Below are 25,598 nucleotides of genomic sequence, written 5' to 3'. Positions count from 1 at the left end.
TCAATCTCCCTACGAATACTTCGCCAAGAGGTAACGCTTCTCACATGGCCGTTCTTCTCCTCACCGCCGCGGCCTCCGCGCTGACGGCGGGCGCCTCGGCGTTTGTCCAGATCGCTGCGGCTGCCGTCGCCACAGCCGCGGGCGGGTATATCGATAACCTCCTGTTCGGGCCGAAGCTCGAAGACCAGCAGGGACCACGCCTCGATAGCTTGCAGGTTCAGGCCTCCACCGAAGGCGCGCCGATCCCCGAAATTGCGGGGCGGGTCCGGATCGCCGGGCAGATCATCTGGGCAACAAACTTCAAGGAGGTCGCGACCACCGAGAAGCAAGGCGGCAAAGGCGGTGGCGGTGGATCGGTCAAGACGACCACCTATGCCTATTTCGCGAATTTCGCAGTGGGCTTGTGCGAAGGCCCGATCGATCGGATCGGTCGCATCTGGGCGGATGGCAAGCCGCTTTCGATGGCCGGCATCACCATGCGGGTCTATCGCGGCACCGCAAGCCAAGCGCCCGATCCGCTGATTGAGGGCGTCGAAGCTGCGGACAACGCGCCGGCCTATCGCGGCACGGCTTATGTCGTGTTCGACAACCTCGCGCTGGAAAAGTTCGGCAATCGCCTTCCGCAGCTGACCTTCGAGGTGTTCCGGCGCGTGTCGTCGTCCGACGGCGATAGCGTTGAGACGATGGTGCGCGCCGTCACCATGATCCCAGGCGCCGGCGAGCGCGCCTATGACCCCAAAGTTCAGAAACGCAATCTTGGTGGCGGTGCGACCACGCCCGAAAACGACAGCGCCGGACGATCGACCTCGGACTGGTCGGTGGCTCTCGATGATCTCAAGGCCTCGCTGCCAAATGTCGATACGGTTTTTCTGGTGGTGGGCTGGTTCGGCGACGATCTGCGCTGCGGCTCCTGCACGATCCGCCCGAAGGTCGAAGTCGCCGACAAGGTAACGACGCCGGATTCCTGGATGGTGCATGGCGTCGCGCGATACGGCGCGGCGGTGATCTCGCTCAACGCCGGTCGCCCGTCCTATGGCGGCACGCCTTCGGATGATACCGTCGTTCGTGCCATCCGCGATCTCAAGGCGCGCGGCTATGCCGTCGTGTTCTATCCTTTCGTGTTCATGGATGTTCCCGTCGGCAATGCCCTGCCCAACCCCTATGGCGGAACGGGCCAGCCAGCCTATCCCTGGCGCGGGCGGATCACCTGCCATCCGGCGGCAGGCCAGCCTGGCACGGTGGACAAGACCGCGACGGCCGGGACGCAGGTCGCCTCGTTCTTCGGTTCCTGCCTGCCCAGCCATGTTTCGGTGTCGGTCAACGGCAGCACCGACGCCGTCGCGACCAGCTATTCCGGCCCGGCCGAATGGAGCTTTCGGCGCTTCATTTTTCACTACGCCAGGCTCTGCGCGGCGGTGAATGCGATCGACACCGGCGCCGTCGATGCTTTCCTGATCGGCTCGGAAATGCGCGCGCTGGTTTCCGTGCGCGATAGCGCCACGAACTTCCCCGCGGTGGCGCGCTTGATGACGCTTGCCGCCGATGTGAAGGGCATTGTCGGCGGCGGCGTGAAGGTGAGTTACGCGGCCGACTGGTCCGACTACAATGGCTATCGGCCCACCGATGGATCGAATGATGTCTTCTTCCATCTCGATCCGCTATGGGCCGACAGCAATATCGATTTCGTGGGGATCGACTGGTATGCGCCTCTCGCTGATTGGCGCGATGGCTCCGGCCATCTCGATCGGCAGGCGGGCGCGTCCTCGATCTATGATCGTGCCTATCTCCAATCGAACATCGAAGGAGGCGAATTCTTCGATTGGTTCTATGCCTCAGACGCTGCCCGCAACGCCCAGACGCGCACAACCATCACCGACGGCGCCTATGGCAAGCCCTGGGTGTTCCGTTCCAAGGATCTCCGGAACTGGTGGCTGAACCGGCACTACGATCGCCCGGGTGGTGTTGAAAACGGATCGCCGACTGCCTGGCTTGCCGAAATGAAGCCGATCTGGCTCTGCGAACTCGGCGTGCCCTCGGTCGACAAGGGCGCGAACCAGCCCAACGTCTTCTACGATCCGAAATCGTCCGAAAGCTTCTTCCCGTATTTCTCGAAGGGCACGCGCGATGATCTGATCCAGCGCCGCGCCATCGAGGCAGTGATCGGCTGGTGGGAGATGGCCGCGGGCCACAACCCCATCTCCGGCGTCTATGGCGGGCGGATGATCGGAACGATCGGCGTCTGGACTTGGGACGCACGGCCCTATCCCGCCTGGCCGGGTCGCGCCGATCTGTGGTCGGATGGCGATCTCTATCCGCTCGGCCACTGGCTGAACGGCAAGGTCGGGCTTGCCGATCTTGCCGCGCTCGTCGCAGAACGCTGCAGGCGCGTTGGCTTCACCGCCTATGACGTGTCGACGCTGGTCGGTGTCGTCACCGGCTATCTGCGCGACCGGCCGATGAGCCCGCGCGCCGAAATCGAGGCGCTCGCCTCGGCCTTCGCCTTCGACGCGGTGGAAACCGATGGGCTGATCCGCTTCATCCCGCGCGGGCGCAATTCCGTTGCGACGCTCACCCTGCCGGAACTGGCAATACCCGATCAGGGCGAGCGCGAAGAAATCACGCTCACGCGCGGGCAGGAAACCGAACTGCCGAACGAGGTCGCGATCGGCTTCACCGACGCGATCGACGACTACAAGCCCGGCGCGGTCTCGGCGAACCGGCTTGCCGGCTATTCCGAACGCAAGAGCGACATCCGGCTGGCCCTCGTACTCGATCAGGTTCAGGCGCAATCAATCGCCGATCGTGCCTTGGTCGAAGCCTGGATCGAACGCGAAACGGCGGGCTTTGCTTTGCCGCCCGCGCGGATCGCACTCGATCCAGGCGACGTTGTCGATCTCGTCATCAACGGCAGGCCGCGGGCCTTTCGGCTGAAGCGCGTCACCGAGCGTGGCGCGCGCGATGTGGAAGCTGTGCGTGCCGAAGCGGCGATCTACACGCCGCCGCTCAACGGTATCGCCCCGCCGACGCTGACGCCGCCGCCGATTTATGGCGCTGCGGTCTTGCGCCTGATGGACCTGCCGCTGCTTCGCGACAGCGATGATGGCTTCTCGCCCTATGCTGCCGCGTCGGCGGCGCCCTGGGGCGGCGTGGTGGTTATGGATAGCGCCACCGGCTCGGATTTCACGCTCGATACCACGCTCGCTGTTCGCGCCACGCTCGGCGAAACGATCCAACCCTTCCCGGCCGGGCCGACTGAGTATTGGGACGAAGCCTCAGTCCTCGAAGTGAAGCTCTATGCCGGGGAACTGGCGAGCGCGATGCCAGAAGCGATCCTGACCGGCAGCACGAACAGCCTCGCGATCGGCACGCCCGATGGTGATTGGGAGATCGTTCAGTTCGCAGACGCCGTGCTAACGGCTCCGCAGACCTATCGGTTGACCAAGCTGCTGCGCGGGCGGCTTGGAACCGAGCATGCCATGCGGCCGCCGCTCGCCCTCGGCGCGCCGGTGGTTCTGCTCAACGAGGCCGTCTTGAAGATCGACGGCAAGCCCGCCGAACGGCTCGCTGCCCGCTTCTATCGCTGGGGACCGCCTGCGCTCGATATCGCCGATCCCGCCTGGCAGCAGACGACCTACGCCACGAAAGCCGCCGGCCGCATGCCGTGGTCACCGGTCCAGATTACGGGCGCGCGCAATGGGGGCGGCGATCTCGCCATCACCTGGGTTCGACGCACGCGCTTCGGCGGCGTCTGGGCGGATGGCGTCGATGTTCCGCTCAATGAAGAAAGTGAGCGCTACGAGGTCGATGTGATGAACGGCGCGAACGTCGTCCGCACCATCGCCGTGATCACACCAACTGCCACTGCCGGATACACCGCCGCCCAGCAGGTCGCGGATTTCGGCTCGGCGCAAAGTAGCATCACCATCCGCGTCTATCAGCTCTCCGCCGTCGTCGGTCGCGGCTGGCCGGGCGTTGCAACACTCTGAAGGACTGATCCATGGCGACGCCGAACCTCGGCCTGCCCGTGCTCGCGCAAGGGCAGGCGCAGAAGGAGATTACCCATAACGATGCACTACTCCGCCTCGATGCGCTCGTTCAAACCAGCATCAAGAGCCGCGCGCTGGCGACGCCGCCGGGAAGCCCGGCGAATGGCGAGCGATGGATCGTGCCCTCCGGCGCGACCGGCGCCTGGGCTGGTCAAACCGACAAGATTGCCTTCTGGCGCGAGGGAGCTTGGGCATTCTTTGCGCCGGGCGTCGGATGGCGCGTCCACGTCGAGGACGAACGCCTCACCGTCGTCTGGACCGATGGCGCTTGGCGCGACCGGATCGTCGGCACCGCGAATGGTGGTGCGATCCGGCTCGTCGCGCTTGAAGAGGAATTGACGCTCACCGGCGCTTTTGTCGATGCGGCAACCGCGGTGATCGCCGACCGCATGATCGTGCTGGCGGTTGCCTCGCTCACTACGCAGGCGATCACCGGCGCGACCTCCTATGGCGTCGGGGTTGCGGGCAACAATAGCCAGTTCGGCGGCTCGCTCGGGATTGCGCTGGGTTCAACCAACATCGGCGTGATCGGCCCCACCGCCTTCTATTCCAACACGCCCATTCGCGTCACCGCGGCCGGCAGCAATTTCACCGGCGGCAAGGTGCGTGTTGTCCTCTACGCGCTTGCCTTCACCGCCCCATCGTCGTGATCGGAGAACTCTATGCAGCCGTCAATCGCCATCGCGCCTGAGGCGCTCACGATCACCTGGGTGGTCGTCGGCAGCATCATCCTCGAACTGTTCGTGCTGATCGTCTTCCTCGTGCGCGTGTCCTGGTGGCTGTCGCATCGCTTCACCACGATCGATGCGAACTTCCTCACCGTCGGCAAGGATGTGGCGCAACTCAAGGCCGATATCAGCAACGACATTGCCGGTCGGCGCGTGGTCGCCGAGACCCGCAACGATATTACCGAGCTCAAGACGGGCTTCAAGGATATCCGCGAGCGCGTTGGCCGCCTCGAAGAACACGAGGACGAGCGGCGAACATTCGCGCCCGCCGCTGTACCCGACTGATCCGCCGTCAAACCCATCGCAATCCGACCGAAAGCCCGCCCTCCGGCGGGCTTCGTCGTTTCTGGAGGTCCGCAATGCTGCCTGCCCAATACCGCTGGCTCGAAGCCGAACCCGGCCCGCGCATGATCGTCGAGGCGCTGAAGGAATACGGCACGCTTGAAGCACCCGGTGCCGCCGACAATCCGAAGATCATCGGCTGGCAAACCGAACTCGAAGCCGCCGGCCTCGGCCGCGTCTACGCCGGCGTCTATCGGCACGACGCAATCCCCTGGTGCGGCCTATTCATGGCGATCATCGCGCATCGGGCGAACGCCGAGCGCCGGGCCGAACGCAATCCGCCACGGCTCTATCTCGCGGCGCTGCAATGGGCCTCTTTCGGCAAAACGGTTCCGAAGGGCGGTGGGGCGCTGGGCGACGTGCTCGTCTTCAAGCGCAAGGGCGGCGGGCATGTCGGCCTCTATGTCGGCCACGACGCCAGCGCCTTCCATGTCCTCGGCGGCAATCAATCCGATCGCGTCTCGATCACGCGGCTGTCGCGCAACCGGCTCGTGGCGGTGCGCCGTCCGGCCTATCGCGTCCAGCCCGCCAACGTCCGCGCCGTCCCTCTCGCCCAGAGCGGCAGCCTCTCCGTCAACGAGGCGTGATCCAACCCACAACAGGAGTTTTCCATGAACGCCGTACTTCAGTTCGGTGCGGGCTATCGCACCTACATCATTGCCGCCGTGCTCGTTCTCGTCGTGGTCGTCGAAAAGGGTCTCGGCATCGACGTGCCGGGTGTCGATGTCGGTTCCGACTGGCTGAGCCACGTCCTCGCCGCGCTCGGCCTCGGCACCCTGCGAGCGGGGATCACGAAGTGATCGGCTGGATCGCGCTGGTTCTGATCGTCGCGGTGGCCGTCGCCATCGCGACGGTCTTCGCCGCCGGCCGCAAGGCAGGCGCCGCCGCCGAAGCGGCAAAGGCCCGCGAGGCCGAACTCAAATCCCAGAAGGAAGCCTCCGATGCCAAGGACCGGATGCTCGAAGCAGGCGCTGCCGCTCCTCGTGATCGCGATGCTCTCGCTAAGCGCCTGCGCGACGGCACCTTCTAGGCCGTCCGTCGTCTGCCTGACGGTTGCGGCCTACGACCGTGCCTTCCAGGCTCGGCTTGCCGACGAAATCCAACGCCTGCCGCCCGGCGCGGCGCTCGAACAGGCGATGCTGGATTATGCGCGGCTGCGCGTCCAGGCGCGGGCCTGCGCCGTTCAAACTAGATAGAACCAACGGAACGAACGGCACCGATCAGACGCCGAAATCCCTCGTCGCTACTACTGCCCTTCCATCGGTTCGCGAAACGACAAACAACTTGCAGGTTTCCAGCCTCGTAGTGCCCTTCACTGTCAATTCTGTCGAGGGAGCAGAGCATCTCGGCATCTTCGTGTTCCCCATCGTATTGAAGCGTAAGCCCGGTGATCGCACAGAGACCCTCCTGTAAATCAAGGAGGTCGATCAGATATCGTTCGAGCTCTTGCGGCGATGCGAATTTCAATTCCTTGTTCTTCAATGTTCGCAGAACTTGCTGCCCGTTTGCACCGGCAACAGTATCGCGCGCCGTCATTGCCATACGGGCGGCCGCTCGCTGCTTCGCGTTGAAGATCGTCACAACGCCACGTTTCTCGCGCGCCTTCTCCGCCTTTGCCTTCCAAGCAGGCAGAGAATGCCAAGACGATAGGTCCGCTCCCTCGATTAAAGCGAGGGCATACTCAGCGTTGTCGTCGCCCAGCTGTTGAAGAGTGCCCTCGGTGAACAGGAACTCACGCGCCTTCGGATGTAGGCCATTCCAATCGAGTCGATTGCCATTTCGGTTCTTGTCAGACCACGGATTGCAAGGTTTGTGGCAGACGATGACGTTTCGCTTGTCGCCGACCGGCTCAACCTTGGGCTCGAACATTGGCGGATCGGCGCGTGAAGTGGTCCACCAGAACTGGTCTTTTTCTCGGTGAATCCAGATATCTCCGCTGGATTGAGCAATGATGCTCATCAGATTGAACCAACGCGAAGCGACCGGCTTCGTCGGCGTTATACCAGCCGCCGTCTTCCCCTTCATACGCGATAGAATGTAGCCCTCGCGGTCGCCGGACTCCCAATAGGCTTGGGCCGAAACCTCATTCATGGTCGCGATGGTGCCGCGCGTCTGGCAGACCGGCCATTCATAGTTCTCGCGGCCAAAATTGGCGATAAACACCTTCATTTTCGATCAAATCTTTCTGGCACGCGCGACGAAGTAGTCCGCTGTGACTATCGCAATCGCATAGCGAAACACGGCAGAATCGCCGTCGCTTGCGCCCGTGTGTGCGCCGTCAGAGCCTAAAAGTTCGGCCAGTGCTTGCACGAACTTACCTTCATAGGATTTCTTCGAGTCCCGAGCATCTGGCTTGAAAAAGCCAACGTCCTGCAGCCGGGCTCTTGCGGCGCCTTCTTTCAAGCCTTGATCGCGCGTCTGTGGATGGCGTTCAGCAATCGTGTCGAATACGGCGTTCAGAAATCCGCGGACATCGCTATTTGCCGATTCCCAATGCCCTTCATCTAGGCCCTTTTCCAACTGATCCAGGCGCCGCAATGCTTCGGTCGCGGAACTATCCTGAAGGACCTGCCGCAACCGAGAACGGGGCTCGACAATAGGGACCGCCGTGTGGGGCATTAACTGGCGCTGCTCCACCCCCCAACCGTCAACAGCTAAGGAATTCAGAAAGGCGGCAACCGGCGTGGAAAACGTCGGTGGCTCGTTATTCCAAGGCGTCACCGATTCTGGCGCAGGAACATAGGACGCTGCTTCACGAACCACACGATCTGTAAGGGGCGAACCCTCCGTGTCCATTCGCTGCGGCTCTTCTCGACACGCTCGCGAGATCAAATTTCTGAGTTTCGGTGTTGTTCGCTCGGCCGACGAGAGCCTGTCAACTTCTGGCCCGCAGCCGATCTCCTCAATGAACGAAATCGCCCTTGCGTTCGTGAACTCTGCGACAAGCAAATCCAGCGCGCGCTGCACAGTCACCCAGCGGAAACGGGATTGAGTCATCGGCGCCTCATCAGGGATTATCGATTGACGTTTGCGGCCATAATGGCCACAAATGAGCAACCTGAAAAGAGGCATGTCGGTGAAATCAGTCTCCGCTCGCGAAGCGAAGTATGGCTTCGGAAAGCTGATCGACACGGCGCGGGCAGAGCCCGTAACGGTCGAAAAGCACGGCCGGGCTGTCGTCGTGGTTCTGGCGGTGGAGGAATATGAGCGACTGAAGGCAATTGAATCGGAGCAGAGCGCGAAAGCGCCACGCTCCGGCGAAAAGAAACGAGGCGGGGCGGAATGGCTGAACAGGCGCAGAAAGACAAGTTCGTAGCGGCGTTTGTCCGCCGTCAGGGCTCTTGAGACAGTTTAGGGGTTTTCGGGAAGGGAGGATTTCTGGATCATCGCAGCCAATTTGGAGCGCAGATGAGACAGAAATCCGGGCCGGAGAAAGCACCGGCAGAGCAGGTCGTGAAGGACATCCGCCGGGCAACGCGCCGGCAGTTCTCGGCTGAAGAGAAGATCCGCATCGTGCTGGAAGGCGTGCGCGGCGAGGAGAGCATCGCCGAGCTGTGTCGGCGCGAGGGGATCGCCTCGTCGATGTATTACGGCTGGTCGAAGGAGTTCCTCGACGCCGGCAAGCGCCGTCTCGCTGGTGACACGGCCCGCGCCGCGACGTCGGACGAGGTGAAAGAGCTGCGCCGTGAGGCGCAGGCCCTGAAGGAGGCCGTGGCCGATCTCACCCTGGAAAACCGCCTGCTGAAAAAAAGCATGCTCGCGGATGGGGAGGACGACACATGAGGTATCCTGCATCCGAAAAGGCCGAGATCATTCGCCTGGTCGAGGCCTAGCATCTGCCGGCACGGCGAACCCTGGACAAGCTCGGCATCCCGCGCGCCACGTTCTATCGCTGGTACGATCGCTATCTCACCGGTGGGATCGAGGCTCTGGCCGATCATCGCTCGCGGCCGGATCGTGTCTGGAACCGGATTCCTGACCCAATCCGGGCCGAGATCGTCGAGCTGGCGCTGCGCGAAACGGAGCTGAGCCCGCGCGAGCTGGCGGTGCGCTTCACCGACGAGAAGCGCTACTTTGTCTCGGAGGCGTCGGTATATCGGCTGCTGAAGGCTCATGATCTCATCACCAGCCCAGCCTATATCGTCATCAAGGCGGCGTCTGAGTTCAAGGACAAGACGACAGCGCCCAACCAGCTCTGGCAAACCGACTTCACCTACCTGAAGATCACGGGTTGGGGCTGGTATTATCTCTCGACCGTGCTCGACGACTTCTCCCGCTTCATCGTCGCCTGGAAGCTCTGCGCCACGATGCGGGCGGATGACGTCACCGCCACGCTCGATCTGGCTCTGGCGGCATCGGGGCTCGACCAGATCACGGTCGCGCATCGGCCGAGGCTGTTGAGCGACAACGGCGCCTCATACATCTCGGCCGAACTCGCTACCTGGCTCGACGGCAAGGGCATGAAACACGTTCGCGGCGCGCCGTATCATCCCCAGACGCAGGGCAAGATCGAGCGCTGGCATCAGACCCTGAAGAACCGCATCCTGCTGGAAAACTACTATCTGCCCGGCGACCTTGAACGGCAGGTCGCGGCCTTCGTCGAGCACTACAATCACGGCCGCTATCACGAGAGCATCGATAATCTCACGCCCGCTGACGTCTACTTCGGCCGCGGGCAGACCATCCTCACCGAACGCGAAAGGATCAAACGCCAGACCATCCACCAAAGACGCTTGCAGCATCACCTGCAGGCCGCCTAACCTCAAACCCAGATGAGCCAGAACCTCCGTTCCCGTGACCCCGGAACAGTCTCAATTCATCTGACGACGGACACACCCCGCGTTAAGCTTATGTTCGCCTTTCAGATCATGCTCGGCAGCGAACAGTCGACACTTAAGCGCCGATCAATTCTCGTCCCGTGAATGACTGAGAGGACAACTCGGGTGAACACCCTACTACAAAGCAGTATGTACCAATCCACCTTCGCTTTGGAAAGGGCTGCGCCTCACATTTCCTGATTTTTATGAGTGCAGAAGCCAACTCATCTCCAATTCGATTGGCCTTCCTCGGATGATATGAATTCAGCACGCATTCCTGCGCGGAATAGAAGTCGCTTTAGAGAACAACAGAATACCTTTCACCCTTGCCCCTCTTGGGATGCGATACTAAGCCTCGCCTCAACTCCACAAACTTCAAACCAAAGCCCTATCGGTACTGATTTGACATAGGTGACTGTAAGCCACACGCGACGATCGGGTTTAATGGTGGGTCTCTCGCATAAATAGAGAGGTAAACCATCGTCACTGGAGCGCCACGACGACAGAAGCCAGATCCGTCAAGCGATACAACATAGTCAAGAGAGCCTGAAGACTTTGGCAAGGCGCTACGGCATCGACCACAAGACTATGGCGAAGTGGACGAAGCGCGCGGCTCAATTGCCGATCTGCCGACCAGATCGAAGGAGCCGCATTCGTCGTCGCTTTCGGATCGAGCGGAGGCGACCATCGTCGCCTTCCGCAAGTACACACTACCCTGCTGCCGCTCGACGACTGCCTCTATGCGCTTCAGCCGAAGATCCCGCATTCGACTTGCTCGTCACTGCATTGCTGTCTACAGCGTCGTCGCATATCCCGACTGTTCGAACGTGGAGTGCGACAAGGCGCCGGGGCGGAAGTTCGAGCGCTATCCGATCGGCTACGTCCACTTCAACAACTCTCAAACACTTCCAATACCAGGGCCCCGCTCAACTAACTGCAACGGTTTCTTCGACGACCATTGACACCTAAAATTCGGGCGCCGTCTCAAGGGCCTCAAGTCCTATGAGTTCATTTGCAACCAAAGGACGTAAGAGCCAGATCGACTCATCAACAATCCAATCCATCAAATGCCGAAACTAAACACCTCATTGGTCCTCAGCGAGAACTGGGTGCAGGAATCAGATTGCCAGCGAGCTTCTTGACGAGACCAATGAAAGCTGCCGTCCAAGCCAACAGAGCCACATAGACGAACACATCCGCGATCGGACGTAGAAACTCCAATCGCATGGCTCCGGCCATCTCATAAGTGCAGACGGTATACATTCCCAATGGAAAAACCGCACTCCAATAGGCCGGATCGTACCTTAGGGGAAATCGCCGATAAAAATGACGCCAGACGAACAAGATTATAAGAAGCGGTATCCACCACGTCCCAGCAGCCCAGAAGAAGATCGTAAACCCCTTGAGAAAGGGAAGCAGTTCTTCAAGAAACCATGCGTCCGCCGCATTCTCAATCAAGAGAGACCCGGCAAGCGTTGAAATTGCCATCGCACCCATGTTGATCCAGTACGAGGGAACAAAGTCGGCTGGCGAAAACTTAAAAAACATATAGCGATAGAAAATCAACGAAATGATCGAGATATACAACATGCCGCCCCACAGCAGCATCGAAAGCGCAAGAAAATTGACGTCCAGCCGGAGGGGTTGATGGATATGCCGCGCGAGAAGTGCGCTCAGGAGAGAGATCGACTGGGTCGAGACAACTGCAAGTAACCAAGCCCCGGTGATCCCCTGATCGATGGTCGGCTTGGCTTCCATGATCGTCAGGTTAGCGAAAATTGTATAAGTTAGGATGACCCAAAGGAGGATACCGAAGATCCAAAGTCCTAGGGCAATGTCCAATGCGCCCGCAAGTATGAACTGGTTTGCCATCACGCCAGTAGCGGCTACCGCAGAAAGGAATCCTGGCGCCGATCGGTGGTCTGTCAAATCAACAATCAGAGCTCGTCGGTAGCGTATAAGTCGCCACGACGTGAGAATCCAAAGGACCACAAACTGCGTCGCGTTCAACCATAGAAGCGCAACGGCAATCGCATGAAAACCCGCTTTCTCTGAGGCGATCGAAACAATCCCAGTAGCCATCACCAATGCAAAATAAGCTGGTGAAAGACGCCGAGCTCCGGGCATGCTAAGCCGGAAGCGACGTTTAGATGAGTCGATCGGCTGCACGAGACCTACTAATCCCTACGCTCTGCACCGCAATATGTCACCACCCTCATTAGGGGCGGTGACAATGCTCAATCTGACGATCAAATGTCCGAGACCTGACGGCAATCAATGAGCAGGTACGGCTTCAGCTACTGGAGCGCCAATGGGCTTGACATCTCTAAAGCCCACTCGAGAGAACGACACATAAAAAGCTGCCATGTTCATTAATGCCCAGACGATAAAACCGAGCGTGTATCCCCCCACCAGGAAATTGCTAGCAGCTAGCACAGCGGTCATCGTGAAACCACAAGCAGCACCAGCCGCCTTCGCCAACCCGCTAACCGCACCAACGTGCTCAAAATAGATCGGGATCAGCTTGATCACCGCAGCCGCAGCGGCACCTGACAACAACGCCAACCCGTAGATCGCTACAAGCTCCAAGCTGAAAGACAATTGCAACGCCATCAGCACCGCGAGAACCGACATAGCGCCAAACATCCAACTTAGAAGCGTCAGCACGTCGTATCGGTCAGCTGCCCAGCCACCGAGCGGTCGGGTAACTGCTACGCAAACCACCAACACGGGGGTGTAAAACGCCACCGCCGAGGTAGCGTCAACGTGCCAATGATCGACCAAATAAGTCGGCATCGTAGACGCAAAGAAAACCAAAGTACCAAAAGCCACCCAATAGAGACCTGGCACCAGCCATACAACGACACCCGACCGATAGACAGCCCAAATTTCTCGCGTCGACGTATTCTTAAGCTTCCTGTTTGGCGGATCAGAAGTAAAGAACATATAGATCGCCGCCATAAACAACGTGGGAATGGCAAAGATCGGAAATATAATACGCCAACCTTCAGGGTCGCTCTGGTCAGCAACGCTTGTAATGACGAAGGTGACAGCCATCATGCCAAAGGTAATCCCTATATTACCCAAGGCAAACAACCCCAAGGCAGTACCCTGCTTAGACTTCGGATACCACGAGGAAACATGCGCGTTACCTACCACGAAGGTTGCTCCACCGAGCCCCAGCATCGACCCAAGGAACAAGAAGGAATAATAACCCTCTGCAAAAGTTCCCAAGATTAAAACCACTGAAAGCAAAACCAGCAGAATCGTAAACACCGTTCGTCCGCCGAACTTGTCCGTCCAAATACCGAGTGGAATGCTGATTGCAGCTGCAAAAAGCGGCTCCATAGCGGCCAACACAAGCACCTGCGTACTTGTAAAATGGTACCACTCTATCAGAAACGGTGCGAGGGCCGAGAACATTCCCCATATAGCGAACCCTAGCGAAAACGCTATGGTCGATATCCACAGCACGCGCGCGTTGCCCTGCGGTTCGCCCGACGTCTCGACCTTGCCAGCTGATTGTTCCACCGGTAGCTCCTACGAAGAAAATAGCTATTTAGCTTGCGTTACTTCTAAGAAAACAGGTTATCTACCTAGATTGTCGACCTAGCAAGACTACCAGCCGCTATGGACAACTCTACAGTTGCGCTCGTCCGATCATTCTCGACCCGCGCGTTAACTACTTATAATTCTCGCCGGCGAGTGCAACTCGCCGGCGAGAATAACACCTTAACAATTCCTCACTACTTCGCCAAGTAGCTAATGCGCGGACCTCACAGTATTTCTGATCTGGATCTGATAGGGGCGCCACAGGTACCAGAACGGGAACATGATCAAATGCACCAACCGAGAAAATGGGAACAGTGCAATTACAAGGAACCCCGTGAGCATGTGCGCCTTAACTGGAAAGGGCAAAGCTGACACATAATGGGTCTGTGGGTTTAGCGACACCAAAGAAATCAACCAAGGCACAGCCGTATCGATATACCAGTCAGCACCCCACCTGTAAGCCAGCGAAACCCAAAAACCAAGCGCAACCTGAACGAGCAACGCAACTAGCAGTATGCCATCCATCGGGCTGGTTACAGCAAGAATTCGCTCAGTCGTAAATCGACGCACTATCAACACGCATAGGCCTATCAAGGCAGCAAAACCAAATGCAAAACCTATCAACTCAACCGTGTAAAGTGCCGTGGGAGTCGATGTCAGGGCGGACCACATACCGGGAACAAGGAACCCGATCATATGGGCTAACAAGACAACCACAATACCGTAATGCCAAGGTACAGATCCCCAGAACAAACGGCGATTCTCCAAGAGCTGCGAAGACAACGTCGAATACGAGAAGCGATTCGTCCGATACCGATGAACACCACCCAGAACCGCCACCACGATCGCCAAGTATGGCAGAACCGCGAACAGGAATACGTCATACATAGAATTTGCCTCCGTCACACATGGGACATTCCTCTCACGCTCGCCAATCCAGCAGGTCGTCTGCTGCGACCTCCGCAAGTGGCTTATACACCTTGAAATGCTGTCGGCCAGATTGTGTCCAGAACACGACATGCGTCTCCACTGGGGGACAACCAGGATCAGAACAAGGAAGCTCAGACACCATGATCGTCTCGTCTTCGTCGAGATTAAAACGCTCACGCGTCCAGCTAAGAACACGTTCCTGCTCAACTGATCGGTCGGCACGCTTCTTCGTCATGCCTTCATTCAGCAAAAGCCGTAAAGCATCTAGCACCTGATGGTAAGGATGCGCACGCTTTTCCGCCTCCTCGACATCGTAATCCTCACTCATGGCCAAGAGAAATCCACCTTCCAAAACATCACCCTGGCCTTGTCCTTTGAGTTGCTGGCGATCGTCTCCTTGACTCTGCCCCTCCAGCAACTTCCGCGCTTCTCGTTGCTGGGCCTTTAGTTGCTTTCGCAGATCACGATCGTCCAACTTCGCACGTTCTATACCGGTATCTCCATCAATGTCAGCCGGCCCATGCTGATGACTCTCAGTTTCCGGCTTCGTCGTCATCCGTTCGAGCCCTGGCAGCACCCCCTTGTTCAATAACGCATCAATGTCGTCTCCCTCGTTCTGGGCAGAAAACCTCAGTACGACCGACAGACGATCCGGCATCTCTGTGGGATCAGGCTCAAACCCATTCGCGCGATAGCTCTTCTTAAGCTCCACCAGAAAAACACTACGTTTATAGTTCTCACCAAAAAGCTGATAGCCAACATATGGATGGCATATAGAATTCAAATCAAAGAAACCGCTATAAACCTCTTGTAGTTTTCCTACCGGCGTCTCTTCAGCGAAAACTCGAAAACTTTCTAGCAACGCTGCGGCTTGTGGTTGCACTGATTTTATCAATGCCACACATTCAGAGGCTTTCTCCCCCAAGCCTGGAACAGGATAATCCAGAATATCAGCAAATAATCCCAAAACCCTGGAGCGGTTCGAATACAAGACCTCTGCACGATGAGAAAAACGACTCATGATCTTTTGCTTCGAGCCTTAGAACTGAGGTGCCGATAGTTCATAAGGACAGTCTACTTCCAGACTACCCTGCGCGAGACAGGTCCGGATGCATGATCCGAAAACTGTCTCGCGTCTTGTCATACAGCAAGGGGTCTATGGTCCTCTTGCCGGATCGGTGTGGAAGCCGACGCCGACCTCGCCTTTGCGGATCGGATAGTTATGAGAGACCGGATCAAGCTGCGGGAACAGGGCGTCGACCGCCGTCTCACGCTCCATCGGCGGAACCACGAAGCGCTCCTCGAAGGTCGGCATCGATGTCAGACGCCAGATCGCCTCGACTTCCGCCGCGGTGGTCTTGCCTTCCGACAGCGCCCGCTGCACCTCCTCGTCCGGAATGTCCTTGACCTTCCGCGAACGCATGTAGACGCGCACCGCAACCAGCTTCTTGTAGACGTCGCGGATAATCTCCTCATTGCCGCCCGCGAGGAGACTCGCCATGTAACGAAGCGGAATACGTGATCGCTCGAGCGAACTCATCAACGGTCCAAGCCGCGCTTCGTTGGCAACGTTGTCGTATACGCCGTTCTCCACCTTGGCCAGAACCGGCCCCAGCGGCGGCACATAGAACAGCATCGGCAACGTGCGGAACTCCGGATGCAACGGCAGCGCGATGCCCCACTTCTTCACGAACTGAAATACCGGAGATTTCTGCGCCGCTTCGATCTTCGAGTCCGGAATCCCGTTCGCTCGCGCGGCGGCGATGATCTCCGGATCGAACGGATCCTTGATGATGTTGCGCTGGGCCATCACCAGCTGATCCTGCGGCGACTTCGCCGTCTCCTCGATCGCGTCCGCATCGTAAAGCACGAGGCCGATATAGCGGATGCGTCCCACGCAGGAGTGGAAGCACGCCGGCGGCTGGCCGCTCTCAAGACGCGGATAGCACAGGATGCACTTCTCGGCCTTGCCGGTCGACCAGTTGAAGTAGGTCTTCTTGTAGGGGCAGCCCGAGACACACATGCGCCAGGCCCGGCAGCGTTCCTGGCTCACCAGCACGACGCCGTCCTCACCACGCTTGTAGAGCGCGCCCTGCGGGCAGGCCGCAACGCATCCCGGATTGAGGCAATGGTTGCAGATGCGCGGCAGATAGAAGAACACCGTGCTGTTGATCTCGTTGATCTGGCGCATTTCCTCGTCGGAGGCGCCGTCGAAGTTCGGGTCGTTGTTGGCGTAAACCTGCGAACCGCCGAGGTCGTCGTCCCAGTTCGGACCCGCCTCAATCGTGTCCATGTACTTGCCGGTCACCATCGAAATCGCCCGCGCGGTCGGCTGCTCGTCAGCCAGAGGCGCAGTGATCAGGTTCTGGTAATCGTAGGTCCACGGCTCGAAATAGTCGTCGAGCGTCGGCAGATAGGGGTTGTAGAAGATGTTCGTCAGCGTTCCCCACTTGCCCTGCAGCCGAAGCCGAAGGCTCTTCTGCCTTTGACCGTCAACCACCCAGCCGCCGCGATACTTGGTCTGGTCTTCCCAACGTGTCGGGTAACCCGTACCCGGCTTGGTCTCCACGTTGTTCCAGTACATGTACTCGGTGCCCTTGCGATCGGTCCAGATGTTCTTGCACGCGATGCTGCAGGTGTGGCAACCGATGCACTTGTCCAGGTGAAAGACCATCGAAACTTGAGCTCGGATGTCCATGTGTCTACTCCTTCGTTCCTATGGCTCGTTCTTATGACTTCATTCTCGAGTGTCGTCGCGCACTTATGCGCCACCATTCTCATCGATGGGATCAGGCGCAGGTGACTTAGAAGGTTCATCACTTCGCTTGCGACGTGAATCCACTGTTGCTTGCGCCGCAGCCAATGCAAGCCCATCACCCATGCTGGCCATCAGCGGATCGATATGCTGGTGTCCCGCCGGGGTTGGTGTATCCCGTACTGCCACGATGCTACCCTCAAACTCTAACGTCATACCCGCAAGCGGGTGATTCGTATCAACTACGACGTACCCGTTATCCTCATCGACCTCGGTAACAATCACGTTCTCTACTCGGCGCTCATCATCGCTGTGCGCAAGAAAACACATTCCCGGCTCAATCTGATCTACACCGCCAAACGTTTCAGCCGGCACTCGTTGCTGCAACGCCTTATCCCGTTCCCCATAAGCATCTTCGGGCGGTAACGTCACTTCAAATCGATCGCCAGCAACCCTCCCCTCGAGCGCTCGCTCGAGGGCGGGCAGCAGCCGTCCACTTCCATGCTGGTACTCCAACGGTTCATCGCCCCATACAGCTGAACGAATGTGACGAATCTGACCGTTAGTTCTCAGAGTGTAGTTGATGGTCACGTATTTCCCGACGCTAACCCGCTCGGGCGCACCGAAGTGCGCCGGAGCCGATTCATGATTGTGATCATGATGGTCGTTATCATGATCATGATCATGCGTCGCGATCTCACCTACCATTCCAATTTCTCCATCTTGCGCACGACGACATGGGTGTCGCGTGTGAAGATACCAGTCGGACCCCAGTAGTTAAAGCCGTAAGTGAACTGGGCATAGCCACCGGCCAGGAACAACGGGTTGATGCGAGTACGCGTCAGACTGTTGTGCCCTCCGCCACGCCACTTCCGTTCCTGGGACTTCGGAATGTACACCGTGCGCTCGACCGCGTGGTAATACATGCAGGTGCCAGGCTGGATTCGACGGCTGACGTTGGCTCGGGTCACGACCACGCCGTTGTCGTTGTAGACCTCGACCCAATCGTTGTCCTCGATACCGACCTTTTCCGCATCCCGGTCATTGATCCACACCGGATCCATGCCGCGAGACAGCATCAGCATACGATGGTTGTCTTTATAGGTGGAGTGAATATTCCACTTGCCATGCGGCGTGATGTAGTTCAGCACCAGCGAGCGGTCATCCACCCGGCTCTTCACGATGTCGCCGGTCTTGCGCGGGTTGAGGCGCGGCTTGTAGGTCGGGATGTGCTCGCCGAAGTCCAGATACCACTGATGATCGAGATACAGCGACTGCCGGCCCGTCAGCGTACGCCACGGCACCAAGCGCTCGACGTTCATACACCAGGCGGAGTATGCGCGACCATCGTTCGTCAGACCCGTCCAGCAGGGGCTCGTCAGGATCCGGCGCGGTTGACGCGTCAGATCGTAGAATGTCGACGAGACACCTCGTGTCGGTTCAGCGATATCAACAAGCGGCAGACCAACGTGATGTTCTTCGTTATGGAAGCCCTGGTAGCAGACTTCACCATTTGCCTCCGGCGCGCACATCAGCAACGTGTTGCACGCGTCGAGAACATCCTCGAGGCTCGGGTAACGCTTGCCGCCCCACTCCACACACCGCATATGCCTCGCATCCGGCATCGGCATGATGGGGTTATCAAGCATCTGGTCGTACTGCTTCTTGATCGGAATGTTCACGCCGACCGCAGAGACACCATCTTCACGCGCCTTTGGTCCGAACGAAATGAACTTGTTATACAAGTTCGCATAGTCGCGTTCGACCACCCGCACATGCGGGAAGGACTTGCCCGGCACCGGCTTGCACTCGCCCTCGGCCCAGTCGAGAATCTCGGGCTGAGCGAGTTCGTCAGGGGTGTCGTGCATCAGCGGCTGAACGACCACGTCACGCACCGGCTTGGAGAACGCCAGCGGAGACAGCTCGCTGACTTTCTTGGAGATCAGCTTGAAGATCTCCCAGTCCGTCTTGGACTCCCAAACCGGCGGAACCGCCTGCCCCAGCACGTGCAGGAACGAGTGCAGATCCGTCGTGTTGAGATCGTTCTTCTCGTACCAGAACGCGGTCGGCAACACGATGTCAGAGTAAAGCGATGTCGTGTTCATGCGGAAGTTCAAGTCGACTACCAAGTCGTACTTTCCGCGCGGCGCCGTATCACGATACTTCACCCTTTGCGTCTTACCTTTGGCACGATCCTCGGCAATCGAGTTATCGTGAGCACCAAGATAGTGACGCAGGAAGAACTCATGGCCCTTGGCGCTCGACTGGATCGCGTTACCGCGCCAGATGAACCACATCCGAGGCCAACTTTCTTCGGCATCCGGATCATCGATAGCAAAATTCACCTTCTTGCTAGCGACCTGATCGACCACGTGAGTCACGATGTCCGCGGTGCTCTTCGCACCAGCACGCTCAGCCTCAGCAGCCAATTCAATCGGGTTACGATTAAAGTGCGGAGTGAACGGCATCCAGCCACAACGAACCGACTTCGCCTCGAGATCGATCGCATGACCCTTGGCCCACCGCGGGTTCGGAGCCGTCAGGCCATACTCGGTGAACTCCTGCTCGTAGCGCCACTGACAGCTATGGGCATAGTGCCAGGTCGACGACTGCACGACGCGCGGCGGCTTGGTCCAGTCCAGAGCCATCGCAATGGTGTTCCACGGAGCAACCGGCGCCAGCTTTTCCTGGCCGACATAGTGGTTGATGCCGCCGCCGTTGACGCCACAGCAGCCGCACAGGATCAGGGCGACCGTCGCCGACCGGTAGCAGAGGTTGTTGTAGTACCAGTGGTTGGCGCTGGCGCCCACGATCACCATCGACTTGCCGTTGGTGAGCTCGGCGTTGGTCGCGAATTCACGCGCGAACCTGATCGCGGTCTCACGGCCGATGCCGGTGTGACGCTCCTGCCATGCCGGCGTGTAGGGCGCGTCCTCATCGTCATAGCTGGTCGCGAACGAGCCTTCCAGGCCGCGGCTGTGACCGAACTGGGACATCATGATGTCGAAGCCGGTCGTGACCAGAACCTCGCCCTTGTCGGTCGCGATGCGCTTCACCGGAACGCCGCGCGAAACGACGCTGCCGTTCACGAAGTCGTCGAACCCGACCTGCACCACGCCGTCCGACTGATCGATGAAGCTCAGCACCGGATCGATCGGGCTGTTGTCGAGCGTGTCTTCCGCCGACAGATTCCACTTGCCGTGCGTGGAGCCCCAGCGATCGCCGACCTGGCCCTTGAACGCGCGCGGCTCGCCGGTGGCGGTGTCGAGCACCAACATCTTCCACTCACCGTTCTCGACGTCCTTGTAACGCGCGACGCGATTGGACCGCAGCAGCCGGCCGGTCTTGTAGGTGTTGCCGTTGGGCTCGAGCTCGACAAGGAACGGAAGGTCGGTATAGCGCTTCACATAGTCGATGAAGTACGGCACCTGACGATCGATGTAGTACTCCTTGAGAATGACGTGGTTGGCCGCCATCCACAGAGCCGTGTCCTGACCCGCCTGGATCGGAATCCACTCGTCGCAGTACTTCGCGATCTGGCTGAAGTCCGGCGAGAGAACCACGAACTTGGTGCCCTCGGTGCGCGCTTCCGAGATGAAGTGCACGTCGGGCGTGCGCGTCATGTTCATGTTCGCAGCCATCGAAACGATGAACTTCGAATTGTACCAGTCGGCGCTTTCGCACACGTCGGTCTGGTCGCCCCAGATCTCCGGGAACGACGTCGGCAGGTCGGCGTACCAGTCGTAGAAGCTCATGTTCACGCCGCCGAAGAGCTGCAGGAAGCGAGAGCCCGCAGCGTAGGACAGCATCGACATCGCCGGAATGGGCGAGAAGCCCATCACCCGGTCCGGCCCGTACTTACGGGCCGTATACAGGGCAGCCGCAGCAATCAGCTCGACCAACTCTTCCCACTTGGCGCGGCGGAAACCACCTTTGCCGCGCGCCTTCTGGATGCGAGATCGCTTCTGTTCGTCTCCAACCAGCGAAGCCCAGGCCTGCACCGGATCCGGATGGGAAGCCTTCGCCTCCTTCCATAGATCATAAAGCGGACCACGAACGTACGGATACTTCACCCGGATCGGGCTGTAGACGTACCACGAAGCGGAGATGCCACGCTGGCAGCCACGCGGCTCATAGGGCGGAAGGCTGCGCTCAAGCAGCGGATAGTCGGTCTGCTGCATCTCCCAGGTGATGATGCCGTCCTTGACGTAGATCGCCCAGGAGCAACCACCAGTACAGTTCACGCCGTGCGTGCTGCGGAAGACGTTATCGTGGGACCAGCGATTGCGGTAGAACTCTTCCCACTTGCGCTCCCGGGGATTAACGAGGTCAAGTATCCAGCTCATCAGTGTCTCCTCGGTGCGTTCGTCCGGCCGCGAGGCCTATTGCTATTGCCGTCAGTACCCTTAAACCTTCCGATCCAGCCGTCGGAATACGTACCCGTAAACCAACCACCGTTATACGGTCCGGTGCTTCGTCCGGTAGTAGGCGTAGCCATCATCGGGCGCCGCACGCCGAACTTCAATCGGTTCCGCCACCTGAAGCCCGCGATCAGCAAAAGAACCACAGCACCCAACCCTGTCAGGCCCGCAAGCTGCCAAATCGCAGAGGCCGAACGGACGGCCAACCCCTCCTGGGACAGGAAGGCAGCAACGTCTGCACGCTCCTGCGGAGTCGGCGGCTGCTTCGTCCAGACCGCCTTCATGGTCGGAGTGGGCAAACCAGCCAACCAGGAGGACAGACCGCTCGCACCACCAAGTCGCTTTGCAGCAGTGGTCAAATCAGGACCAAGCGCACCACCGCCGAACGCACCGAGACCGCCACTACTATGACAAGCCATGCACGGCGGCCCACCATTGGCGAACTTCTCATTACCCGTGAACAGGTTCTTGCCGTTCTCAGCATCACCCTTAAGGGCCGGCGCCGCAGCAGCCGAGGATGCACCCGCACCCCCACCTTCGAGGAATGCAATGATATTATCGACCTCAGCAGAGGTGAGCCCCATATTCGGCATTTCCATGCCGTTATACTTGCCGAGGAGCTCGACCGCGACCGGATCCTTCTTGGCAATCATTGCGTCAGGCTTCATGATCCACTCATGCAGCCATTCACGAGGACGCTCTTTCGTGACATTCTTCAGGTCGGGACCGACAAGATCCCCCCCGCCTATGCTGTGACATGCACTGCACGTCTTATCATCGAATAATTTCTTACCTGCCGCTGCATCGGCTGCGTTAGCCATTGTCGGCAACGCTGCCCATATGGCTGTCGTAGCTAGCGCAACAACGGGCATAAATCGCCACGACGCTAGGGGCTTTTTGCTCATGATCCCTCGTCCTCAGATCCATATGATCGGGCGGGCATTAAGTTTATGTTAGACAACAGACGTTTCCCGCTCGTGACCCGTCGTTCTCAGACCCACATGATCGGCGACGGTAGGCTTATGCTAGACTAGAATCGTTAGAAAACGCAAGGGCGTTAATCCGCTAAACGAGCATTTTTTTCGTCACAAAGAAGCACCATTAGAGAACAACGGCTGACTTAGCGTTTGTTTCCGATCGAATTGCGTAATTCAGTCAGGCAACTCCCAGATTATGCTTCCTCGTTCAGCTCGTTAGTCCTCTATAGTAGGCGCCCTCTAATAAGTAATGTAATGTACAAACCGCTAAAATCACGCGGCAGGCCCGACATTCGAGGCTGAATGAACGGCGAGCGGACCGAACAACCATCGCGGTTTTGTAGTGTTGTTTCTTCAATGATCGAGCGAGCGCCTGCGACGCCGGTTCATTGTGATGGACGGTTGCAACTGGCGAGATCGGGGGTGGTTTCCTGGAAAAGCTCCCAACGCCACATCATCGTCTCGCCGAGTCCATACGAGGACCGTACGGATGCGCCCTGGTTAGGCGTCGCGGGCCGGCCGACAATTCAGTTTTAATCCCGAATTCCATTGAAGCCCGGCACGAAATCCCCGATCATGCGCCGCAAATTCCCTCCCACGGCCTAGGAGACTAACATGGCTAAGTCGCGCTTGCCTGCGTTCCTGCTGGACCATCCCGGTCTGGGCAGTCTTGGCAACGTGGAAGTGCCGCGACTGAAGCTGCTTCAGGCTTCATCGCCCGAACTTGCCCAATTCGAGAACGCCAGGGAAGGCGAGTTCTGGCACAGCCTGCTGGGTCGGAGCATCGGAGCATCCATCCGCATCTGCCCGGTTTTCATCAACTGGTGCTTCATCTTATGGCGTCCGCGGGAAGCCGGCGGCGGAATTCTGGCGCGTGCGGACGACAGCAAGCATTGGATTCCGGCCGATACCGAGTTTACGGTCAAGCTCAAGAGCGGCGACGAGGTCACCTGGAGGACGGGCCGGACGGTGACGGCATCAGGGTTGAATAAACGAGGCAGCTATAATCCGAACGACCCCAATTCCCCGCCTGCCGCCACGCGCCTGTATTCGGTCGTATGCTCATTTCCGGATCATCAGAACTGGCCGCCGGCGGTGATCACGTTGCAGCGGAGGTCGGAGAAGGCCGCATCCAAGCTGATCGATCAATTGAAGGTTCTGCGCGCGCCGTCTTTCGGCGTGATTTTAGAACTGTCCTCGTTCAAGGACGAGTCGCCGTCCGGCGAGTTCAATAACTACGCCTTTGAACTCTACGGGCCGGTCGAGGATAAGCCGTTCTACGAAGAGAATTCCAGACAGTACCGTTTTTTCATCGAGCATGGCCTCAAGGTGAAGGACCTTGAGAGCGCGCAGGAGGATTGATCGACCCGACGAGATTCCGCCGAGTGCGGTGACGCCTCCGTCCACAGAGAAGTCGGATCAGTTCCACGCTGTTTGCAGCCTCGTTCGCAGCCTCACGGCAACCGCCCACCCCTGACATGAGTTCCAGAAGGAACACAATGCGCCTGGACAAAGCCAGCGGGCGTTCGGCTGCCGGTCAATTGTGGGACAAGGTTTTCGTCCCCGGCGCATGGCTTCTTGCGAAATTTTCCGATTTAGACAGGTCACGATGGCCCATTTTATGGGTCATCGGTCTCTTCTGGATTCAGGCCATACCCGCCACGATCATCCGCGCATCCAATCTTGAGGAGGGCAGGATCATCGCCATGGCGCGAGGCGCGGTCGAGGATGGCCATTGGCTGACCCCCTTCGTCTATGGCGAGAGATTTGCCGAGCGGCCGGTTCTACTATCCTGGCTAGCTGCCTTCTTCGGTGAAGCAACAGGGAGCGTCACGCTATGGTCGCTGCGCATCCCCCACCTTTGCTTCTTCCTTGCGGGAGCGCTGCTGATCTACAGTCTGCTCAGATCCATGACCGGCAAGAGCGCTGCGATTTTCGGCGCGCTTTGCTGGATCAGCATGCCCGTCGTCGCGCCCAAATTCATCAATGCCGAACCTGACATCGTCCTTTCGGTCCTGCTGTTCAGCGCATTCTGCATCTGGTGGCATGGAACGCGTGACAAGGGCATAACACCCGGACGATGGCTCTGTATCAGCGTTTTGATCGCCCTCGCCGGCCTGACCAAGGGACCGCAGGAGGTCGCATACTTCACGCTCGGCGTTGGCGCTTACATCCTCTTGAGACAGCGTGATCAGATTCCAGGATTCATCGCGGCGCATATCGGCGCCGGACTCGTCATCGGCGGCTGGTATGGCCTTGTTTATCAGACGGGCGACGCCGATACCTGGAAAGCTCACTCCCGTCTGACACAGACGACCGACGTCCTGGCGACGGTTCTTGGACATCTTGATTTCGTCAAGAGCCTGGCTGTGGAATTTCTGCCGGGCTCCATCCTGATAGGTCCCGCAATCATGATCGCTATCGACAGATGGCGAGATGGCCGACGCGATATGCGAGATGACCTGCTGCTTGCCGCGATCCTTTACTCTGTCGCCTGCACCCTCGTTCTGCTGTTCTGGCCGGGCAAAGTGGCGGCGCGTTATGCTATGCCGGGAACCATGACGCTAGCAGTGATCTGCGGGCTGCTGTTTGAGAACTGGCGTCACAGCCACCCCCGTGTCATCGCGCCCGCCCTGGTCGTGACTTGCATGATCTTTGGCGGCCTGCTCGTCCGAGGCTGGATAGTGATGCCCGTCGTTCCGCACCTGTTCCAGGAAAGCCGCCTGGCCGGCCAGGCCATCGATGCCATCCTCAAGGGAGATTCGAAGCCGCTCTACGTCGCAGGCGGAGATTCGACCGATTTCAACATGCTGGTTTACGTGCGGGGACCGATAAGCACGATCGCGTTGGATGAACTGGCTGAACTGAACGTCCCGGCCATCGCGGTTCTGCGTCCCGAACATCAGCGTGCCGTGCTTCAAACCAGGCCCGAACTGCACTTGATCGAAAAGGATAGCATCGTCTCGGGCAAGACTCATTACAACATCATCAAGATCATCCCTCCGGGGTGAAACGGGCAGATTTCGAGCG

The 25,598-nt window shown here is 58.8% G+C and carries 19 protein-coding genes and 2 pseudogenes; 11 read left to right on the top strand and 10 right to left on the bottom strand.

Translation table 11 applies throughout. The annotated features are described in order from the left end of the window. The first annotated feature begins 44 nt into the window (after positions 1–44). From NWI_RS04105 to NWI_RS17860, 6 genes are all read left to right on the top strand, one after another. Positions 45–3,986: a baseplate multidomain protein megatron gene (locus NWI_RS04105; RefSeq protein ID WP_011314105.1), complete on the top strand. Its 3,942-nt coding sequence runs from the start codon at positions 45–47 to the stop codon at positions 3,984–3,986. Between the two features lie 11 nt (positions 3,987–3,997). Then, positions 3,998–4,696 (top strand): DUF2793 domain-containing protein, encoded by a 699-nt coding sequence (locus NWI_RS04100; RefSeq protein WP_011314104.1) that lies wholly within the window; start codon positions 3,998–4,000, stop codon positions 4,694–4,696. A 12-nt stretch (positions 4,697–4,708) separates the two neighbouring features. Further along, on the top strand, positions 4,709–5,059 hold the full coding sequence (locus NWI_RS04095) for a hypothetical protein (RefSeq protein ID WP_011314103.1): 351 nt from the start codon (positions 4,709–4,711) through the stop codon (positions 5,057–5,059). Between the two features lie 74 nt (positions 5,060–5,133). Continuing rightward, on the top strand, positions 5,134–5,703 hold the full coding sequence (locus NWI_RS04090; protein WP_011314102.1) for a TIGR02594 family protein: 570 nt from the start codon (positions 5,134–5,136) through the stop codon (positions 5,701–5,703). A 24-nt stretch (positions 5,704–5,727) separates the two neighbouring features. After that, positions 5,728–5,916, top strand: coding sequence for a hypothetical protein (locus tag NWI_RS04085; protein ID WP_011314101.1), 189 nt, complete (start codon positions 5,728–5,730; stop codon positions 5,914–5,916). Next, a complete protein-coding gene (locus NWI_RS17860) occupies positions 5,913–6,146 on the top strand; it encodes a hypothetical protein (protein ID WP_041344747.1) in 234 nt (77 codons plus the stop codon). Before NWI_RS04085 ends, NWI_RS17860 begins: the two co-directional genes overlap by 4 nt. Before the next feature lie 158 nt (positions 6,147–6,304). Here the strand turns inward: NWI_RS17860 and NWI_RS04075 are convergent, their stop codons facing one another. After that, positions 6,305–7,285 carry a hypothetical protein gene (locus NWI_RS04075; RefSeq protein WP_011314099.1) on the bottom strand — a complete coding sequence of 327 codons (981 nt, stop codon included), beginning with the start codon at positions 7,283–7,285 and terminating at the stop codon, positions 6,305–6,307. 6 nt (positions 7,286–7,291) lie between these two features. Then, entirely contained in the window at positions 7,292–8,113 is an 822-nt protein-coding gene (locus NWI_RS17445; protein WP_011314098.1) for a hypothetical protein, read from the bottom strand. Positions 8,114–8,186: 73 nt separating this feature from the next. Here NWI_RS17445 and NWI_RS04065 point away from each other — a divergent pair, with 73 nt between their 5' ends. The 3 genes and pseudogenes from NWI_RS04065 to NWI_RS16665 form a co-directional block, all read left to right on the top strand. Beyond that, complete coding sequence (locus NWI_RS04065; protein ID WP_244374975.1) at positions 8,187–8,432, top strand: type II toxin-antitoxin system prevent-host-death family antitoxin; 246 nt, start codon at positions 8,187–8,189, stop codon at positions 8,430–8,432. A 92-nt stretch (positions 8,433–8,524) separates the two neighbouring features. Then, a pseudogene (locus NWI_RS04055) lies at positions 8,525–9,876 on the top strand (IS3 family transposase). Between the two features lie 517 nt (positions 9,877–10,393). Next, positions 10,394–10,853 (top strand): annotated as a pseudogene (locus tag NWI_RS16665) (IS481 family transposase); the annotation flags it as partial. A gap of 175 nt (positions 10,854–11,028) precedes the next feature. Here NWI_RS16665 and NWI_RS04045 read toward each other — a convergent pair. The 8 genes from NWI_RS04045 to NWI_RS04010 form a co-directional block, all read right to left on the bottom strand. Then, positions 11,029–12,102, bottom strand: a complete 1,074-nt coding sequence (locus NWI_RS04045; RefSeq protein ID WP_011314094.1) for a tellurite resistance/C4-dicarboxylate transporter family protein — start codon at positions 12,100–12,102, stop codon at positions 11,029–11,031. Between the two features lie 105 nt (positions 12,103–12,207). Beyond that, positions 12,208–13,464, bottom strand: coding sequence for an MFS transporter (locus tag NWI_RS04040; protein ID WP_011314093.1), 1,257 nt, complete (start codon positions 13,462–13,464; stop codon positions 12,208–12,210). 231 nt (positions 13,465–13,695) lie between these two features. Next, positions 13,696–14,373, bottom strand: coding sequence for a respiratory nitrate reductase subunit gamma (narI, locus tag NWI_RS04035; RefSeq protein ID WP_011314092.1), 678 nt, complete (start codon positions 14,371–14,373; stop codon positions 13,696–13,698). 34 nt (positions 14,374–14,407) lie between these two features. After that, positions 14,408–15,436 carry a nitrate reductase molybdenum cofactor assembly chaperone gene (locus NWI_RS04030; protein ID WP_011314091.1) on the bottom strand — a complete coding sequence of 343 codons (1,029 nt, stop codon included), beginning with the start codon at positions 15,434–15,436 and terminating at the stop codon, positions 14,408–14,410. A gap of 135 nt (positions 15,437–15,571) precedes the next feature. Then, a complete protein-coding gene (gene narH / locus NWI_RS04025; RefSeq protein ID WP_011314090.1) occupies positions 15,572–17,113 on the bottom strand; it encodes a nitrate reductase subunit beta in 1,542 nt (513 codons plus the stop codon). A 63-nt stretch (positions 17,114–17,176) separates the two neighbouring features. Further along, on the bottom strand, positions 17,177–17,878 hold the full coding sequence (locus tag NWI_RS16380) for an FKBP-type peptidyl-prolyl cis-trans isomerase (RefSeq protein ID WP_049750544.1): 702 nt from the start codon (positions 17,876–17,878) through the stop codon (positions 17,177–17,179). After that, a complete protein-coding gene (locus tag NWI_RS04015; protein WP_011314088.1) occupies positions 17,872–21,516 on the bottom strand; it encodes a nitrate reductase subunit alpha in 3,645 nt (1,214 codons plus the stop codon). The genes NWI_RS16380 and NWI_RS04015 overlap by 7 nt, the downstream gene beginning before the upstream one ends. Further along, positions 21,516–22,412, bottom strand: a complete 897-nt coding sequence (locus NWI_RS04010) for a c-type cytochrome (protein ID WP_244374974.1) — start codon at positions 22,410–22,412, stop codon at positions 21,516–21,518. Before NWI_RS04010 ends, NWI_RS04015 begins: the two co-directional genes overlap by 1 nt. A gap of 771 nt (positions 22,413–23,183) precedes the next feature. On the opposite strand from NWI_RS04010, the gene NWI_RS04005 reads away from it, so the two are divergent. After that, on the top strand, positions 23,184–23,930 hold the full coding sequence (locus NWI_RS04005; RefSeq protein ID WP_011314086.1) for a hypothetical protein: 747 nt from the start codon (positions 23,184–23,186) through the stop codon (positions 23,928–23,930). A gap of 137 nt (positions 23,931–24,067) precedes the next feature. Next, positions 24,068–25,579 carry an ArnT family glycosyltransferase gene (locus tag NWI_RS04000; protein WP_011314085.1) on the top strand — a complete coding sequence of 504 codons (1,512 nt, stop codon included), beginning with the start codon at positions 24,068–24,070 and terminating at the stop codon, positions 25,577–25,579. Positions 25,580–25,598 lie beyond the last annotated feature (19 nt).

Origin of the sequence: Nitrobacter winogradskyi Nb-255, assembly GCF_000012725.1 — a bacterium.
GTDB lineage: Bacteria > Pseudomonadota > Alphaproteobacteria > Rhizobiales > Xanthobacteraceae > Nitrobacter > Nitrobacter winogradskyi.
This window is presented reverse-complemented; position numbering and strand designations above follow the sequence as displayed.

Bases quoted from the DNA above. Each gene is read 5' to 3' on its own strand.
- NWI_RS04105 (WP_011314105.1), top strand. From the start codon at position 45: ATGGCCGTTCTTCTCCTCACCGCCGCGGCCTCCGCGCTGACGGCGGGC.
- NWI_RS04100 (WP_011314104.1), top strand. From the start codon at position 3,998: ATGGCGACGCCGAACCTCGGCCTGCCCGTGCTCGCGCAAGGGCAGGCG.
- NWI_RS04095 (WP_011314103.1), top strand. From the start codon at position 4,709: ATGCAGCCGTCAATCGCCATCGCGCCTGAGGCGCTCACGATCACCTGG.
- NWI_RS04090 (WP_011314102.1), top strand. From the start codon at position 5,134: ATGCTGCCTGCCCAATACCGCTGGCTCGAAGCCGAACCCGGCCCGCGC.
- NWI_RS04085 (WP_011314101.1), top strand. From the start codon at position 5,728: ATGAACGCCGTACTTCAGTTCGGTGCGGGCTATCGCACCTACATCATT.
- NWI_RS04075 (WP_011314099.1), bottom strand. From the start codon at position 7,285: ATGAAGGTGTTTATCGCCAATTTTGGCCGCGAGAACTATGAATGGCCG.
- NWI_RS17445 (WP_011314098.1), bottom strand. From the start codon at position 8,113: ATGACTCAATCCCGTTTCCGCTGGGTGACTGTGCAGCGCGCGCTGGAT.
- NWI_RS04065 (WP_244374975.1), top strand. From the start codon at position 8,187: ATGTCGGTGAAATCAGTCTCCGCTCGCGAAGCGAAGTATGGCTTCGGA.
- narI (WP_011314092.1), bottom strand. From the start codon at position 14,373: ATGTATGACGTATTCCTGTTCGCGGTTCTGCCATACTTGGCGATCGTG.
- NWI_RS04030 (WP_011314091.1), bottom strand. From the start codon at position 15,436: ATGAGTCGTTTTTCTCATCGTGCAGAGGTCTTGTATTCGAACCGCTCC.
- narH (WP_011314090.1), bottom strand. From the start codon at position 17,113: ATGGACATCCGAGCTCAAGTTTCGATGGTCTTTCACCTGGACAAGTGC.
- NWI_RS16380 (WP_049750544.1), bottom strand. From the start codon at position 17,878: ATGGTAGGTGAGATCGCGACGCATGATCATGATCATGATAACGACCAT.
- NWI_RS04015 (WP_011314088.1), bottom strand. From the start codon at position 21,516: ATGAGCTGGATACTTGACCTCGTTAATCCCCGGGAGCGCAAGTGGGAA.
- NWI_RS04010 (WP_244374974.1), bottom strand. From the start codon at position 22,412: ATGGCTAACGCAGCCGATGCAGCGGCAGGTAAGAAATTATTCGATGAT.
- NWI_RS04005 (WP_011314086.1), top strand. From the start codon at position 23,184: ATGGCTAAGTCGCGCTTGCCTGCGTTCCTGCTGGACCATCCCGGTCTG.
- NWI_RS04000 (WP_011314085.1), top strand. From the start codon at position 24,068: ATGCGCCTGGACAAAGCCAGCGGGCGTTCGGCTGCCGGTCAATTGTGG.